Here is a 15,478-nt window from a genome sequence, read left to right on the forward strand (position 1 = left end):
CTTTCAATCATGAAAAAGACTATCAGCATTAATATAGGTGGCGTAATCTTTCATATAGAGGAGGATGGCTACGAAAAACTAAAGAACTACCTGACCTCTATCCAGCGGTATTTTGCTTCTTTCGCCGACAGCAAGGAAATTGTTTCGGATATTGAAGCGCGGGTGGCCGAGCGGTTCTGGAACAAACAGAAGTCGGATGGCAAGCAGGTGATCTCCCTGGAAGATGTTGAGGAGCTCATCACGGCCATGGGTACTGTGGCAGACTTTGAAGCCATAGAGCAGGCCGAAGATATCCTGGCTGACCCGCTGGAGACGGCACGGGAAGAAACGTTTACGGCACAGGAAGAACCCAAGGCTTATTCCGAACCTAAAGCGGAAGCGAAAAAACAGCCTGCAGCAAGCTCCCGGAAATTATTCCGTGACCTGCGCCGGAAACTGATCGGTGGTGTGGCGGCTGGTCTGGCCAATTATTTTACAATTGATCCGATCTGGGTCCGGCTGGCATTTTTATTTGCAGTGGTAGGCCTTCCTGCCGGATCGGGTATGCTGGATTTTGGTAATGCCGGTGATCTGGCGGGAGTATCAGGATTTGCCGTGCTGATTTACATTGCCATGTGGATCGCATTTCCGGGGTCCTTAACACTGGAAGAGGATGCAACGGTCAAGAAGTTCTACCGAGATCCGGACCGCAAGGTGGTAAGTGGTGTGGCGGCAGGGGTTGCATCTTATTTTGGGATAGACTTGGGCGTGGTGCGTTTTCTGTGGGTACTCTCGATACTATTGTTCGGGACCGGCGTGATTATTTATATCGTTCTTGGGGTGATAGCGCCTTCGGCCAACACCTTGACTGAAAAAATGGAAATGCAGGGTGAGCCCATCACGCTTTCCAATATTGAATCCAATATTAAACAGAGCCTTGATCCAGATGCAAAGGCTGGTGAGGAACACATTGTTAGCAAAATATTACTGTTGCCTTTTCGTGCCATCGCGCTGATCATCGGAGCCTTGGGGAAGTTATTAAAGGGGCTTGGCCCGGTGGTGAGGATACTGATAGGCGTAATACTGGTGGGGTTTTCATCCATTTCACTGCTGACGCTTGTTGTGGGCAGCGCCATTGCCCTGGGACTGATGAATTCGGTACAGTTTGATAACCTGCCGGTACCTTTTATGATATTCCAGGAATTACCGGGAAGCCTGATTTTATCGGGAATCCTGGTGGCTGCCATTCCTCTGGTTTTCCTTCTCCTGCTCGGGCTGACACTTCTTTCCAATAAAAAGATCGTATCCGGTACGGTATGGCTGACACTGGCCGGGCTCTGGATTGTAGGGATCATTGGCGCCACGATTGGCGGTGTGGCTTATCAACGCAATTTCGCAAAACGCGGAGAGGTGGTTCAGACAACTTTTTACGCCTTACCGACAGGTACCTTAACATTAGATCACAATGGGATTTACGAGGAAGATAATGTGGATTTAGATATTTTTCTTGAAGGGTATGGTTCATCAGACAGTATTAAACTGGAAAAGACTTTGTTCTCGAGAGGAAGGTCCAGAGAGGAGGCAGAAAAAATGGCACAAAGCATAGAATATGATATTACTGTAAACGATTCCCTGTTCCTATTTAAAGAAGGCCCGCAGCGGAGTGCCGGCAGATTCCGGGAGCAGAATGTAGATGCCAAGCTTTTTGTCCCCTATAACATGCCGTTTGTAATGACCCGGAATTTTTATGAGTCGATGAGCCGCTGGGGAGATAATTATCAGAATATAGGCAAATACGATCTGGAGAATGGGGAGCTGAACTGGAGAAATCTGAGGTGGGTCATGCGTCGGGATTCAGGGCTAATTTGTACCAATTTTCCCGCAAAATTCCTGAAGCACGATGAAGAACAGGAGGACGAAAATTATTCATACGACGGAGATGATAACGGAGAAATCGATCTGGGGGAGAGAGGGACTTTTATGAAACAGTTTCCTGTAGGGGATTTCACAAAGGTTGACCTGGGAGGTGCTTATTCCATCACTCTTAAGCACGGAACAGAATACAGTGTAACAGCAGACGGTGATGAAAAAGACGTGGACGACCTGAAAGTAAAAGTGGATGGTGGTGTACTGAAAGTAAGTCGCTTCAGTAATTTTTCGCTGCTCGAAGGAAGTAACAAACGCATTGGTTTTGTTATTACTACTCCTCAACTGGAAGCGGTAAGTATCTCCGGTGCGAACAAGGCCAGGATATTCGGTTTCAAAGGATTATCAAAACTGGATGTGGATATTTCCGGTGCTTCCCAGTCGGAGATAAACGTAGAAACCGACCAGCTGCGTGCGGAGATTTCCGGTGCTTCAAAGGTCATATTCAAGGGGTCGGCACGCTCAGCAACGATGGATCTGTCGGGTGCCTGTAAAGTGGAGGCCACTGAAATGAACATTCAGAATGCAGATGTTTCCGCTTCCGGAGCTTCCAAGGTAAGCCTGGGCCGGGTAAACAATATCAAAAAGAGCGAAAACGGAGCCAGTAAAATAGAGGTTATAGAGTAAAGCTCTGGCACCGGCTAAAGTATGATCGGCGGAAGTTTCAGTAATTTTTAATTTTCGTGCAACATTTTACAGCATATACACATCTAATAGTCGGATAAAAATAAACCTACCATGAAAAAAACAATTGCTACCTTCATGATGCTCGTCGCTGTTACAGCTGTAACAATGGCGCAGGATACCCGAAAATTTTCAGTATCCGACTTTGATAAACTTTCGATGGGAAGTGCATTCAGGATAGAAGTTAAACAGGGAAAGGAATACAGCGTCGTCACCAGCGGGAGAAGAGAAGATCTGGATGATCTGAGTGCTTTAGTAAAAGGAGGTGTGCTTAAATTAGGGTATAAATCCGGAGGCTGGAATAACAATCATAAATCCGTCACCGTAAATATCACCATGCCGACATTGGAAGGAGTAGATTTTTCCGGCGCAAGCAGGGCCAATGTTTCTGCCTTCACGGGTGCCAAGCAGATGGTTATTGAGGTATCCGGTGCTTCCCAGGTAACGATGGACTTCTCGGCACCAAAGGTAACTTTCGACCTTTCGGGAGCTTCGTCACTCATTCTTACAGGCTCGTGTAACGTGCTGAACGGCGAGGTTTCAGGCGCATCTTCTTTTAAAGGGAGAGATTTCAGTAGCAAAGAGGTAAATATTGATGCATCGGGTGCCAGCAGTGCTTATGTAATGGCCAGTAATGTGATTCACGCCGAAGCCAGTGGCGCCAGCAGAGTAAGGTATTCAGGTGCAGCAAAAGATATCCATTCCAGTAGTTCGGGTGCCAGTTCGGTTAAGAGGGACTAGCTGCAATAGTGATTATGAATAAAGGAGCCGGTTTTTACCGACTTTTTTTTCTGAAAGTCTCTTCTGAACCCGAATACCCACAGCAATCCCAAGATCGCAGATCGATCTAAGCGATTTTCCTCTTAGAGAAAAATTTTTTCTACGTGCTCTATGGCAACAGCTGTGGGTGCTTAGCGTCTGTTATCAGTTTTGTTAACGGGGTATAGTCCACCAAAAAAAGCCTCGACCTTTCTATTGGGACGCTAATATTTTCAACTTTCTCACCCGGTTTTCCAACCGTTGGATTTCAGCTTTCCTTCTTTCGATCAGGATTTCAGCTTTCAGGGTTGGTTCCTTGTAAGGTAGTTTATCCCGAAGGATATGGTATGCAGCTGTTAGTATCTGATGGGCGATAGCCATTGCCGCCTTTTTCTTTCCTCGCCTCTGCGCCAGTTTGTGGTACTTGAATGACAAGAAAGTGTTCAGGGTATGGCTGGCAGCCCAGGAAGCTTCGATCAATGTGGTTTTCAAATAGGTATTTCCGTGGGTTATCCTTGCTGACCTTACTTTACCCGCACTCTCGTTATTTCTCGGGCAGACCCCGGCCCAGGAAGCCAGGTGTTTGTCAGAGAGAAACTGGGACATATCCAGACCGATTTCTGATACGATACCAATAGCTGATTGCCTTGACACACCCGGGATGGTTTGTAGCAATGCGAGCTCGGCCTGCTTATCGGCCAGGCAAAGTTCTATCTGCTGGTCAAGCTGGCTGATGAGCTCGTCTAAGGCATGCATCGTCTGGATAATCAAGCTCAACATAAAACGGTGGCGTTCACAGAAGCGGCCGTAAAGTGCTTGCTGCAAAGCTTGCTTTTTGTTCACCAGCGAACCTTTGGCCTGGTTTGATAACACAACAGGATCGGTAACACCGGCCAATAACAAATCTATAATCCCCTGCCCGGTTTTGGAAAACACATCGCTGACCACGCTGCCGAGCTTAATGTTGGCATCCTCTAAGATATTTTGTAAGCGATTCTTTTCCCTGCTGCGCTCATTGACCAGCTTTTTACGGTGTCGCAGCAATGTTCTTAGCTCTCGCACCCAGCTTTCGGGGACAAAACTATGCCGGAGAAGACCACTCAAAAGTAGTTTAGCGATCCATTCAGAATCCTTTTTATCGGTTTTATGGCCGGGAACATTCTTGATATGACGGGCATTAACCAAAATAATCTCAAAGCTGCCTTCCAAAACATAATATACAGGCCGCCAGTAAACGCCGGTACTCTCCATAGCAATATGGGTAATCTGGTGGTCCTCAAGCCATTGCAACAACTCTTCCAGATCTTTGGTGAACGTGGCGAAGGTCCGGGTTTCTTCCTTGATTCCAGTTCCTTTGATCGAAGCAACTACTGTATCTTTGTGTACGTCCAGGCCACAACCTCGGGCTATGAGCTGGGGGAATTCTACTACTGCCATGTCGTTTGATAGGTTGGTCTCTATTTAAACGACTTTCATGCGCGTGGGTGAATTCCCCAATTCATAATTGTTTTGTTTTGTTATATACCGAAGTTCAGACTTATTAAGTTAAGAGTAATATATTTACGAACTTTTACCTTCTTCTGTCATTTCATCGTTTATGGTTAAAGTATGCTTTAAACAGTTTTTGGTATAATTTTAAATGGTGGAATCTTGTATCACTTTTTAATTGCAGGGAAGAAAAAGATCGCAAATGAAGAACCGTTTATTCATACTGATACTTCTGCTGATTTTTGTCAGGCAGATAACATTGGCCCAGGGGCGTAACAAATTCGGAAACAGATATGTACCCCCTTTTGGGGTACTCAGTCTGACGGGCGGCATTGGGGTTGCCTATTATATGGGTGACCTGCGCGATGATATCGACATGGCGCACCTGGGGCTGGGGCCTTCCATTTCTTTGGGGGCACTTTACCGGCTGACCGAGAATGTGAGCGCACGTGGAGAACTCCGTTTTTATCAGGTTTCTGCCAATCAGAAATATTCCCGTAATGCGCAAAATAACCTGTCATTTCGTACCCGCAATCCGGACCTGACCCTAGGTTTACAGGCAGACCTTTTTTCATTTAACCGTAAAGCTCCGGTCAATCCTTACCTTTTTGCAGGAGTGGGGGTTACTTATTTGAACCCTAAAGCAAAGCTCGACGGAGAATGGTACAGTCTGGCGCCTTTGACGACCGAAGCGGTTAAGTACAGCCGGTTACCCTTGGTTTTTACGGGAGGTCTGGGGGTTTCCATACAGGCTGCGGAACGGCTTAGTGTGGGCCTGGAATTGTGTAATAATTTTCTAAGGTCCGATTACCTGGACGATGTAAGTACCTTTTATCCCAATCCTGACCAACTGCCGAGTGATCTTTCACGCCGTCTCTCGGACCGCTCGCCCGAGCTGGGATTACCCGCCAGGCAGGTAGGTGGGCAGCGTGGAGGTCCCGAAGTAAAGGATAGTTATCTGTTTTTCCAGCTTAGGGCCAATTATCTTATAGGTAACAGAATGCAGGCCATTGCCCGGAAAAAGGTACGCTGCCCGAAATTTTAAAATGCCCTAGGTTTAAACGTTTTCTGATCCTGCCGGATTAATATTTTTATGCTAAAGCCGAAAAAACCCATTCAGTCGGAAGTGACGATGACTGAAATGGTATTACCGAACGATACCAATACGCTTAACAATCTGATGGGCGGGCGCTTGCTTCACTGGATGGATATTTGTGCCGCCATTGCTGCCCAGAAACATTCCAACCGGATTGTAGTGACAGCCTCGGTTGACAACGTGTCGTTTGCGGAGCCCATCAGGCTCGGGAATATCGTAACCATGCATGCCAAGGTTACCCGCGCATTTAACTCTTCCATGGAGGTGCATCTTAAGGTTTGGGCAGAGGATATTCCCGCCGGGCAGCGGGTGAGTACTAACAGTGCTTTTTACACCTTTGTTGCCGTAGATCAGAACGGAAGGCCGATAGAAGTACCGGTACTGGAGCCTGAAACAGAGGAAGAACATGAACTTTTTGAAAGTGCCATGCGGCGCAGGCAGCTCAGGCTGGTACTTGCCGGGCGAATGAAACCTTCCGAGGCCGTTGAATTGAAAGCCCTGTTTCAGGCATAATTAAATCGCAGGCATGCCATAATTTTTTGGTAATTTTGCAGCCATAAATTACTGACGGAGCTGGAATGCCGGTTTTTAAAAAGCAGTTCGGCCCTGCCTCCCGTATTAAATTCAATTTTATGGCAAAAGAAATTATTTTTTCAGATAAAGCGCCTGCGCCTATCGGTCCGTATAGCCAGGCGGTTAAAATCAAAGGCACACTTTATGTGTCAGGTCAGATAGCTGCCGAAATCGCCAAGTCTGGTGATATCAAAACCGAAGCCGGTGTTGTGATGCAGAATATCGGGCACATCCTCGGCGCAGCAGGCCTATCCTTTTCTCATGTGGTGAAATCTTCCATCTTTCTTAAAAATATAGAGGACTTTGCAGCTGTAAACGAGATTTATGGAAGTTACTTCAAGAATGAACCGCCTGCCCGGGAAACGGTTCAGGTGGCGCGCCTTCCCAAGGATGTCAATGTAGAGATATCCGTCATTGCAGTAGAATAATCTTGATATAAATGCCGGGATGATGTGCGGAGCAATCTGTGTACATCGTTTTCCCGATTTTTATAAAAACAAACCAGCTCCTGTGAGCGTGTGGTTTGAATCAATAAACAGAAGTTTAAGAAATGAGTAATCAAGCAGTAAGGGTGCGTTTCGCACCAAGTCCTACCGGCCCGCTGCATGCGGGAGGTGTGCGGACAGCATTATATAATTATCTGTTTGCCAGGCAGACGGGCGGTCAGATGCTTCTCCGGATTGAAGATACCGATCAGACCAGGTATGTTCCGGGAGCAGAGGCTTATATCCTTGAAGCATTGCAATGGCTGGGAATTGAAATTGATGAAGGGCCGGAAACCGGTGGCCCTCATGCGCCATACCGCCAGTCGGAAAGGAAAGAAATGTACCGTGCCTATGCTGAAAGGCTTGTACAGGAAGGAAAGGCGTATTATGCTTTTGATACCGCCGAGGAGCTTGATGCCATGCGTAAACGGCTGGAAGCAGCTAAAGTAGCAGCCGTGCAGTATAATGCCATTACACGGATGGAGATGACGAATTCCATCACGCTTCCGGCAGAAGAAACACAGGCCCGCCTTGCCAGCGGGGAGCCTTATGTGATCAGGATGAAAATTATGCCCAAGGAGGACATACGGTTCAACGATCTCATCAGGGGTTGGGTGGTGGTACATTCCAGTCAGATTGACGATAAGGTATTGCTCAAATCCGACGGTATGCCAACCTACCACCTGGCTAATATCGTGGATGACCATCTGATGGGAATCACCCATGTGATCCGTGGAGAGGAATGGCTTCCTTCTGCTCCGTTACATGTGTTGCTGTACCGGTATTTCGGGTGGGAAAGCACAATGCCCCAGTTTGCCCATTTACCGCTTTTACTAAAACCGGACGGGAACGGTAAGCTATCCAAAAGGGATGCTGATTTGGGTGGTTTCCCCATTTTTCCGCTGGAATGGACCGATCCTGTAACAGGCGACAAGGCCAGAGGTTTTCGTGAAGAAGGATATATGCCCGAGGCAACCGCTAATTTCCTGGCCCTGCTCGGATGGAACGCTGGTACGGAGCAGGAGGTTTTCAGTATGGACGAAATGATCAAAGCTTTCAGTTTTGACAGAGTACATAAAGCGGGCGCGCGTTTTGATATCAACAAAGCCAACTGGTTCAACCAGCAGTATCTGAAACACCGCTCCGAAGAATCCATCAGGGAGGAAGTACTTCCGCTTTTGGCTTCTAACGGATTGCAGGTGACCAGCGGACAAGCCGGGCAGATTGTCCATCTGCTGAAAGACAGAGTTCATTTTGTAAAGGAAATTGTGGAGGAGTCACGCTTTTTGTTTGCAGCACCGGAGGAATATGATCAGGATGTGGTAGTCAAAAAATGGAACGAGGAGTCGGTAAGTGCGATCACTGGTTTCAAGGAAGCATTGGAAAAATATGAAGGAGATTTCGTTGCAGATCAGATCAAGACGATCCTTTCGGGAACAATGGAAGCGCTGGGTATTAAAATGGGGAAAGTAATGCAGGCATTACGCCTGGCCGTAACGGGTGCCGGAGCAGGACCAGACCTTATGATTATTATGGAAATACTTGGGAAAGCCGAAGTGGTCAACCGGCTTCAGATAGCCCTTGACCGTTTACCTGCTCAGATTCGCCTGGCATAATTGTATTATAACCGTTGGATCATTTTGTGTTGAAAACAGATTCATGCTTTTATACTTTCGTAAACAATAATTTTTATTTGTTCAGCAAAAATCCGATCGCTGACAGCTTTTAAAACCTATGGCTAAGAAGAAACAAACCGATACTTCGAAACCTGCTGCCGAAAAGCCGCGCGTTCATAAAGACCTGGATGGTTTTGACATCAAGATCAATTCTTTTGGCGAAATCACGACAAGCTTTGATATGGATCGTATCAATGAGTTCCTGAATAAAAATGTGGATGATAAAAAGCTGCGGGACAGGGAAGATATTCCGGGAAGAAAAACGCGGAAGTCCAAAAAGAAGACGATCAGTGAGGAGGAAGAGGAGTAGGAAAGCCAGGTAGGGGCAATCCGCCGGAAGAACAGGGTGATAAATTGTTGGCAGGAAATGGAAAAACATATTCACGAACTTTAAGCTGTATAAAACATGAATTCGCACGAGATTGATTACAAAATTATAGGAGACGATATCCAGGTGGCTGAAATTGAACTGGATCCCAATGAAACCGTCATTGCCGAAGCAGGAGCAATGCTGTTTATGGAAGACGGCATTCAGTTTGAAACAAAAATGGGAGATGGTTCGGAGGCCAACCAAAGTATCATGGGTAAGATATTCCAGGCAGGTACCCGCATTCTTACCGGCGAGTCTTTGTTCATGACGCACTTCACCAACCGTGGTGTGGGGAAGAAAAAAGTGGCTTTTTCGGCGCCTTACCCTGGTACCATCATGCCGATAGACCTTTCCAAAATTTATGGTAATGAACTGATCGTGCAGAAAGATGGCTTCCTTTGCGCCGCTATGGGAACCAGTATGAAAATACATTTTAACCAGCGTTTCGGGTCGGGCTTATTCGGAGGAGAGGGTTTTATATTACAAAAGCTGAAGGGCGACGGGATGATTTTTGTACATGCCGGAGGAGTAGTAATGGAAAAGCATCTGAATAATGAAACCCTCCGGATAGATACCGGCTGCGTGGTGGCTTTTGAGCAGTCGCTGAGTTTTGATATACAGCGTTCAGGAGGACTTAAATCGATGGTTTTTGGCGGGGAAGGTATGTTCCTGGCAACATTGCGTGGTACCGGGCGCTGCTGGATACAGTCCATGCCGATCTCCAAACTGATTCAACGGCTGGCCGTGGGCGGGCCCAATTCCGGCAAAGAGAGTGGTTCGGTAATCGGCGGACTGGGTCGTTTGTTTGAGGATTAAGCCTTGATCATATCAAATATCTAAAAAGGTATGGGAGCAATTCCGTACCTTTTTTGGTGATTCACCTGATCACTATCAGCTGTGTATAAGATCCCTGTTCCGAAATTATTTTTAAAATATAGGTGCCCGCAGATAAGGCATTAACCGGGCGGATGGAGGTAAGCCCGATCACATCATCTTTGGAAGTCCGGATAGGATACTGATGTCCAAGGTTATCATAGAGGGAAAAATGCATGTCGCCTTCAATATCTGATCTGACATAAAAGTGTTGCCCGCTTACAGGGTTCGGGAATGCCCTGAGAGGCTGAGGTTCACCGTTCAGAAACATGGCAATTACCGGCGAATAGCTTTTCAGTCCATCGGGACTACGATACTCAATACGATAGTATATGCCTTTGTCGCCCCTGATGGGATCTGTGATGGTATATAGGTTAGACTGGTTTACCGTTTTTACAAAACGCCCCCCGGGCAAATCCGAGAAAACCTGCCGGTCGGTACTTCTTTGAACCACCATGTCGGCAATATCATTGTTAACTGCCATAAGCCAGGAAATCCTCACCTCTGAATCCTCCATGTCGGTCCGCAGGGAATGGATGAAGTTGGTTTGTTTTAAGGTATGATCAATCCGGAAAATATCGGTTACGCTGCCCGGAAGAATGGGGTGGCTTCCTGTAATCCTTATTTTATATTCACCGTTGGGCAGGTTGGCGGGGAGGGTGATATTGGCAAGCCCATTTTTCCCTGTGCCGACTGTGTCAATAAACTTTCCGCGCGCATCCAGTAATTCGGCATGCACGGCCAGGATATTCGGAATGGGTTCCGTCCTGTAGGGCAGGGTAAAAGACGCACCCGGGAATGTCCTGGAGGGTAACACGCCGGTATGGATAAAAACCGATGGAAGATAGGGCTTCACTGTTTTGAACAAAGAGTCGGACAGATTCCTGTTCCAGGAACGGGCGGCCAGGGTCAGGCCCTGCACCCCGCCAGACACGTTCTCAAAATGTGCGTTGATCGTCCTGGGTATTTGCACAGTATCCAGGTTGGGGCCTTGGAAGGTATTGAAATCTTTGAGAGAAGCAAGCCTGCGCTGCGCATTTACAATGGCCGGTACAGGCCTCGGAATGGACAAGCCGGCTGAGTTTTCGGCGATGATCCAGGGGATTTTTACCCCGAAATCTGTCCGGCTTTTATCAATCAGATATTTAATACTTGAAAAGTAATCCTCTTCCTTCACTTCAAGCTGCGCGTCATTTTCTCCATGTGACCACAATACTGCCCTGATTCCCAGCGTAGCATGGAAGTATCTTAATGTATTTTTGATATTGCTGTAAGGCTGGCGGTTTGGCCAGGTTTTACCTACATAGATATTAAAACCATCTTTTCCGGAAGCTGCGTCCTTATAGTTGGCGGCATTTGCAGCTGCCCAGGCAGCATTCATAAAAAGAACCGGTACCCGAAACCTGTCAGCAAGCATGTCGCCAAGTTCTCCCCAGTACCAGGAGGTTTCGCCGGTAGGATACAGCAGGCTTTTGGCTTTGATGGGTTCAAATTCCATGGAGCGCATCGGGAGGTCCTGTGCTACGGTTATGTTTTCGTTGTTGAGGTATTTGTTGGTATCGTTGAGAGAAACCACCCTGTCCGACGCGTCCCTGGCTCCCAGATTCTGCATGCCCATTGCATTGGAATTGCCAGCTACAAGAAAGACCTCGCCCACTCCGAACCTTGGAACAAGCGCTATATCCGTCTCGTGATTTAACCTCGTACCTGTTACTTCCAGCCGGTAGCTTCCTGCCTTTAATCGGGTGGTGAATGAGAAAAAGCCTTGGGTAATGTGAGCCGCCGGTATGGCGTAATGTATATCCGTACCGCCGGTTTCCGGAGTAATGGTAGCGGTCAGAGTACTGTAGGGATAAAAGCAATATCCGGTAACGGCAATACTGGCCGAGTCTTGAAGATCCCGCTGCATGACTTGATTGTTAACGGGGTTGGTAATCAGTAACTGTGCCGAACAGCAGCCGGTGATCAGACAGAAAAGTAGTGTAATCCTGCCGGAAGTGTTAAGAAAAGTGCGTGAGAAAAACTGGACAAACTGAAGTTGTGATGATAGCATCCGGCCATATTTAGTATAGAACGGAAGTGAAAGTTAAGATAATATAATCCCAATTCCTATTTTGGAAGTTGTCGGATTCCTAAAATAAAAAACCCTGCGAAATCAGGCGAAGATTCCACAGGTTTTTTTTATTTCGGAATAGTTCTAAACCAAATCAACGGTACGTCCCGTGCGTACAGATTCATCGCAGGCAAATGCAATTTGCAAGCTGGTCACTGCATCCTGCAGGTGATCGGTAAGATCTGTGTTTTCCAGGATTGCTTTCAGGAAAAAGCGTTGTTCCCTGTTACACAATTCCTGATGGTCGGGCTCGTCTTCCAGGTTGATCCAGGTATCTTCCTGCACAAATTCATCCTGGTCGTTCAGGTCGGCATGGTGGACGCGGATGGATTCTGTTTTTGTATGAGCTTCTACTGACGATGATTTTCCGGCTCCGCCTGCGTCCTTTGCCACAATGGAAACCGAGCCTTTGGGGCCTATCACATCCTTCACAAAAAAAGCAGTTTCGCTGATCATTGGTCCCCAGCCCGCTTCGTACCAGCCCACGGATCCATCTTCAAACCAGATCTGAAGCTGGCCATAGTTGTAGTTTCCGGCAGGGATATCTTCCGTAAGGCGCGCGCCGATCGCATTCACACGAAGAGGTTTGGAGCGAGTCATCTGGCACATCACATCTATATAATGAACGCCACAGTCCACAATTGGGCTCAGGCTTTTCATCAGGTTGCGGTGTACGCCCCACATGTAGCCATGGCTTTGCTGGTTCAGGTTCATGCGCATGACCAAGGGTTTGCCGAGGTTCTGAGCCTCTGCCACGAAACGTTCCCAGGATGGATGATGGCGTAAAATATAACCAACCACTACCTGTTTCCCTGCCTTTTTGGCGGCCGCCACTACATTTTTAGCTCCCTCAACGGTTGCAGCCAATGGCTTTTCTATGAAAACGTGTGCACCGCTTTCCAATGCCTGAATGGCAAAAGTTTCGTGCGTATCAGGATAGGTGGAAATACAGACTGCATCGGGCCTGGTTACTTTCAGGGCTTCTTCGTAATCACTGTAAAGGTCGTACCCGCCTCCCAGGTTTTCATTCAGGATTTCTTTGCTTTTTCCGGTTGATACAATTCCGCAAATCTCGAAACCGTCCAGTAACTGGTATGCAAAGGCGTGCGATGCACCCATATTACCACAGCCTACCACCAGAACTCTTAGTGGATTTCCATTTTTTAAAGAAGACATAGTAACTCAATTAACATTTAGATTGTAAGGATTGCCGGGAGCTCCGGCCACTTTCAGCAGGCAAGTAAAAAACATCAAAAATAAGGAATAAATCCGGTATAGAGAAAACTCATAAACGGCATTTATGCTGATAAGCATCATCCTTTTTTTGATTTGTAACCAGTAATAATAAAATATACAATATTAGGGGCAAAAGAGTTTGAAATTCAAATTAAAGGTTGCAACTATGTGAAAAAACTCACCCTCTATTTAGTACAGTGAAACATTCCAGAAATTTACCTTCCGCAAGAGGACTGCTGCTCTTTGCATGCCTGATGTTTTCTTTCCAGGCTTTTTCACAAAATGATTACAAACCAAAGTTAGGCCAGATAGACCGGCAGTCTCTGGAAATGACGGCCTATGAAAAGGACAGCACGGCTGATGCGGTAGTCCTCTACGACTATGGTGAGGTCCGGTTTATTTACGACTCCAACCTAGGCATTGTGCTGGAGATGGAATGTTGGGCACGGATCAAAATCCTGAAAGAATCGGCACTGGACAGAGCTTCTGTTTCGCTGCCCTTCCGGGATGGCGGGGAGTTTAAGCTTGATGAGCGGATAGACGGCCTAGTAGCGTATACCCACAATCTTGAGAACGGGCAGATCGTCACCACTAAAATGGATCGGAAATCTGTAAAGACCGAAAAGCTGTCCGATAAATATAAGGCTTATAAATTCAATCTCCCGAATGTTAAAAAGGGTTCGGTTATTGAATATTCCTATACCAGAAGTACTCCGTTTAATCTGCGTGACAAGCCGGACGGCTGGTCTTTCCAGGGCTCTGTGCCTTTCAAATGGAGTGAATACAGAATTAAAATCCCTTATTTCCTTGACTACAAAATGGCAATGAAGGGGTATCTTTCTCTGGATGTGAACGAGCGCCAGCAGGAGAATCTGACGCTCGGGCACAGCACGTATAACGGTGTAGGAACTTCCTACAGGTTCGTAGTGAAGGATGCGCCCGCGTTCAGGAATGAGCCGTTGATTACCACTCCGTCGGATTATATATCCCATATCGATTTTGAACTTTCAGGCATATCTGTTAAAGGTGAAATAGAGAAAAAGTATTCACAAACCTGGGAAAATGTGGATGAGACACTCAACAGTGTGCCCTGGTTTGGAGGCGAACTGAGAAAGAGCGGGTACCTGAAAGATGTGCGGGACAATATAAAAACCACAGCCACTGACCCCGAAAAGCGTATGCTGCTGGCGTATGATTTTGTGAAGGACTATATGAAATGGAATGGAGATTATGCACTGGGGTCCAGCGGGGGTGTGAAAAAATCGTTTGATGCAAAGAAGGGAACTGCCGGGGAAGTGAACATCATGCTCACCACCTTGCTGCGTGAACTGGGGCTGGACGCCAACCCGGTTGTATTAAGTACCAGGAGCAACGGGCGGATATCAACCGAATTCGCTCTCATGGATCGGTTTAACTATGTGATCTGCCATGTTAAAATGGGTGAAAAGGAATATCTGCTGGATGCAACCAATCCCTACGCCAAGCCCGGAATGCTGCCGGAGCATGCCCTGAATGAAATCGGAAGGCTGGTTCCGTCCAAAGGAACGGGGCGGTTTCTGGAGATAGTACCCAAGGACAGCAGAAGCAGGCTTGATATGATTGAGGCCGTCGTTGACCCGGCAGAAGGCACCCTCAAAGGAACCTATAATATATCCATGTCGGGTTACGAGGCTTTGAGCTGGCGGGGAAAATACGCAGGGGAGACCGATGACGTATACAAAAAGGAGCTCAGGAAAAGCTTATCGGACTGGAAAATTGATACCATTACGATCGCCAATAAATCAGAGGACCTGCTGGGCACTGTCAAAATAAAATGTGGTTTTACGATTGAACCGGAGAATGCCTCCGAAGATGTGATTTACCTGAACCCGATTATGGTGAACAAATGGACCGAAAACCCGTTGAAGAGCCCCGAGCGTATTTATCCGCTCAATATGGCAAGCGGGATTTCGCAGACAGTCATCGCCAACATTAAAATACCGGCAGGATATAAACTGGAAGAGATACCCAAGAGTGAGATCATTTCATTACCAGAGAAAGCCGGAAAGTTCACTTACCAGGTAAGGCAGGCCGACAATATGATACAGGTGAGTAGTGTGATTGTAGTGAACAAGCTGCAGTTTGCGGCAGAAGAATATGGAGACCTGAAAGAGCTTTTTGAACGTGTTGTACAAAAACATGCGCAGACACTCGTAATCAAGAAAGTAAACTGATATCCTG

12 protein-coding genes are annotated in these 15,478 nt (G+C 47.0%); 9 read left to right on the plus strand and 3 right to left on the minus strand.

Going from position 1 to position 15,478, the window contains the following annotated elements; all coding sequences use genetic code 11:
* Positions 1–9: 9 nt before the first annotated feature.
* Positions 10–2,532 carry a PspC domain-containing protein gene (locus tag KOE27_RS00595; RefSeq protein ID WP_215236940.1) on the plus strand — a complete coding sequence of 841 codons (2,523 nt, stop codon included), beginning with the start codon at positions 10–12 and terminating at the stop codon, positions 2,530–2,532.
* A gap of 111 nt (positions 2,533–2,643) precedes the next feature.
* Positions 2,644–3,330 (plus strand): head GIN domain-containing protein, encoded by a 687-nt coding sequence (locus KOE27_RS00600; protein WP_215236941.1) that lies wholly within the window; start codon positions 2,644–2,646, stop codon positions 3,328–3,330.
* A gap of 231 nt (positions 3,331–3,561) precedes the next feature.
* Here KOE27_RS00600 and KOE27_RS00605 read toward each other — a convergent pair whose 3' ends face one another.
* Entirely contained in the window at positions 3,562–4,785 is a 1,224-nt protein-coding gene (locus tag KOE27_RS00605) for an IS110 family RNA-guided transposase (protein WP_215236942.1), read from the minus strand.
* Positions 4,786–5,038: 253 nt separating this feature from the next.
* Between KOE27_RS00605 and KOE27_RS00610 the strand changes: the two genes are divergently transcribed.
* The 6 genes from KOE27_RS00610 to KOE27_RS00635 all read left to right on the plus strand — a co-directional run bounded on the left by KOE27_RS00610 (position 5,039) and on the right by KOE27_RS00635 (position 9,852).
* The gene (locus KOE27_RS00610; RefSeq protein ID WP_215236943.1) at positions 5,039–5,881 is read left to right on the plus strand and encodes a porin family protein; all 843 of its coding nucleotides are present in this window, start codon (positions 5,039–5,041) and stop codon (positions 5,879–5,881) included.
* A 48-nt stretch (positions 5,882–5,929) separates the two neighbouring features.
* A complete protein-coding gene (locus KOE27_RS00615) occupies positions 5,930–6,445 on the plus strand; it encodes an acyl-CoA thioesterase (RefSeq protein WP_215236944.1) in 516 nt (171 codons plus the stop codon).
* Between the two features lie 119 nt (positions 6,446–6,564).
* Positions 6,565–6,933, plus strand: a complete 369-nt coding sequence (locus KOE27_RS00620; protein ID WP_215236945.1) for a Rid family detoxifying hydrolase — start codon at positions 6,565–6,567, stop codon at positions 6,931–6,933.
* A gap of 122 nt (positions 6,934–7,055) precedes the next feature.
* Positions 7,056–8,606, plus strand: coding sequence for a glutamate--tRNA ligase (gene gltX / locus KOE27_RS00625; RefSeq protein WP_215236946.1), 1,551 nt, complete (start codon positions 7,056–7,058; stop codon positions 8,604–8,606).
* A gap of 118 nt (positions 8,607–8,724) precedes the next feature.
* Positions 8,725–8,976, plus strand: a complete 252-nt coding sequence (locus KOE27_RS00630) for a hypothetical protein (protein ID WP_215236947.1) — start codon at positions 8,725–8,727, stop codon at positions 8,974–8,976.
* A 96-nt stretch (positions 8,977–9,072) separates the two neighbouring features.
* Complete coding sequence (locus KOE27_RS00635; protein ID WP_215236948.1) at positions 9,073–9,852, plus strand: TIGR00266 family protein; 780 nt, start codon at positions 9,073–9,075, stop codon at positions 9,850–9,852.
* 61 nt (positions 9,853–9,913) lie between these two features.
* Here KOE27_RS00635 and KOE27_RS00640 read toward each other — a convergent pair whose 3' ends face one another.
* A complete protein-coding gene (locus KOE27_RS00640) occupies positions 9,914–11,962 on the minus strand; it encodes a T9SS type A sorting domain-containing protein (protein WP_215236949.1) in 2,049 nt (682 codons plus the stop codon).
* 144 nt (positions 11,963–12,106) lie between these two features.
* A complete protein-coding gene (locus KOE27_RS00645; protein WP_215236950.1) occupies positions 12,107–13,198 on the minus strand; it encodes a Gfo/Idh/MocA family protein in 1,092 nt (363 codons plus the stop codon).
* Between the two features lie 257 nt (positions 13,199–13,455).
* Between KOE27_RS00645 and KOE27_RS00650 the strand changes: the two genes are divergently transcribed.
* Positions 13,456–15,471, plus strand: coding sequence for a DUF3858 domain-containing protein (locus KOE27_RS00650; protein ID WP_215236951.1), 2,016 nt, complete (start codon positions 13,456–13,458; stop codon positions 15,469–15,471).
* Positions 15,472–15,478: the final 7 nt, after the last annotated feature.

The organism is Dyadobacter sp. CECT 9275 (assembly GCF_907164905.1).
Classification (GTDB): domain Bacteria; phylum Bacteroidota; class Bacteroidia; order Cytophagales; family Spirosomataceae; genus Dyadobacter; species Dyadobacter helix.

Bases quoted from the DNA above. Each gene is read 5' to 3' on its own strand.
- KOE27_RS00595 (WP_215236940.1), top strand. From the start codon at position 10: ATGAAAAAGACTATCAGCATTAATATAGGTGGCGTAATCTTTCATATA.
- KOE27_RS00600 (WP_215236941.1), top strand. From the start codon at position 2,644: ATGAAAAAAACAATTGCTACCTTCATGATGCTCGTCGCTGTTACAGCT.
- KOE27_RS00605 (WP_215236942.1), bottom strand. From the start codon at position 4,785: ATGGCAGTAGTAGAATTCCCCCAGCTCATAGCCCGAGGTTGTGGCCTG.
- KOE27_RS00610 (WP_215236943.1), top strand. From the start codon at position 5,039: ATGAAGAACCGTTTATTCATACTGATACTTCTGCTGATTTTTGTCAGG.
- KOE27_RS00615 (WP_215236944.1), top strand. From the start codon at position 5,930: ATGCTAAAGCCGAAAAAACCCATTCAGTCGGAAGTGACGATGACTGAA.
- KOE27_RS00620 (WP_215236945.1), top strand. From the start codon at position 6,565: ATGGCAAAAGAAATTATTTTTTCAGATAAAGCGCCTGCGCCTATCGGT.
- gltX (WP_215236946.1), top strand. From the start codon at position 7,056: ATGAGTAATCAAGCAGTAAGGGTGCGTTTCGCACCAAGTCCTACCGGC.
- KOE27_RS00630 (WP_215236947.1), top strand. From the start codon at position 8,725: ATGGCTAAGAAGAAACAAACCGATACTTCGAAACCTGCTGCCGAAAAG.
- KOE27_RS00635 (WP_215236948.1), top strand. From the start codon at position 9,073: ATGAATTCGCACGAGATTGATTACAAAATTATAGGAGACGATATCCAG.
- KOE27_RS00640 (WP_215236949.1), bottom strand. From the start codon at position 11,962: ATGCTATCATCACAACTTCAGTTTGTCCAGTTTTTCTCACGCACTTTT.
- KOE27_RS00645 (WP_215236950.1), bottom strand. From the start codon at position 13,198: ATGTCTTCTTTAAAAAATGGAAATCCACTAAGAGTTCTGGTGGTAGGC.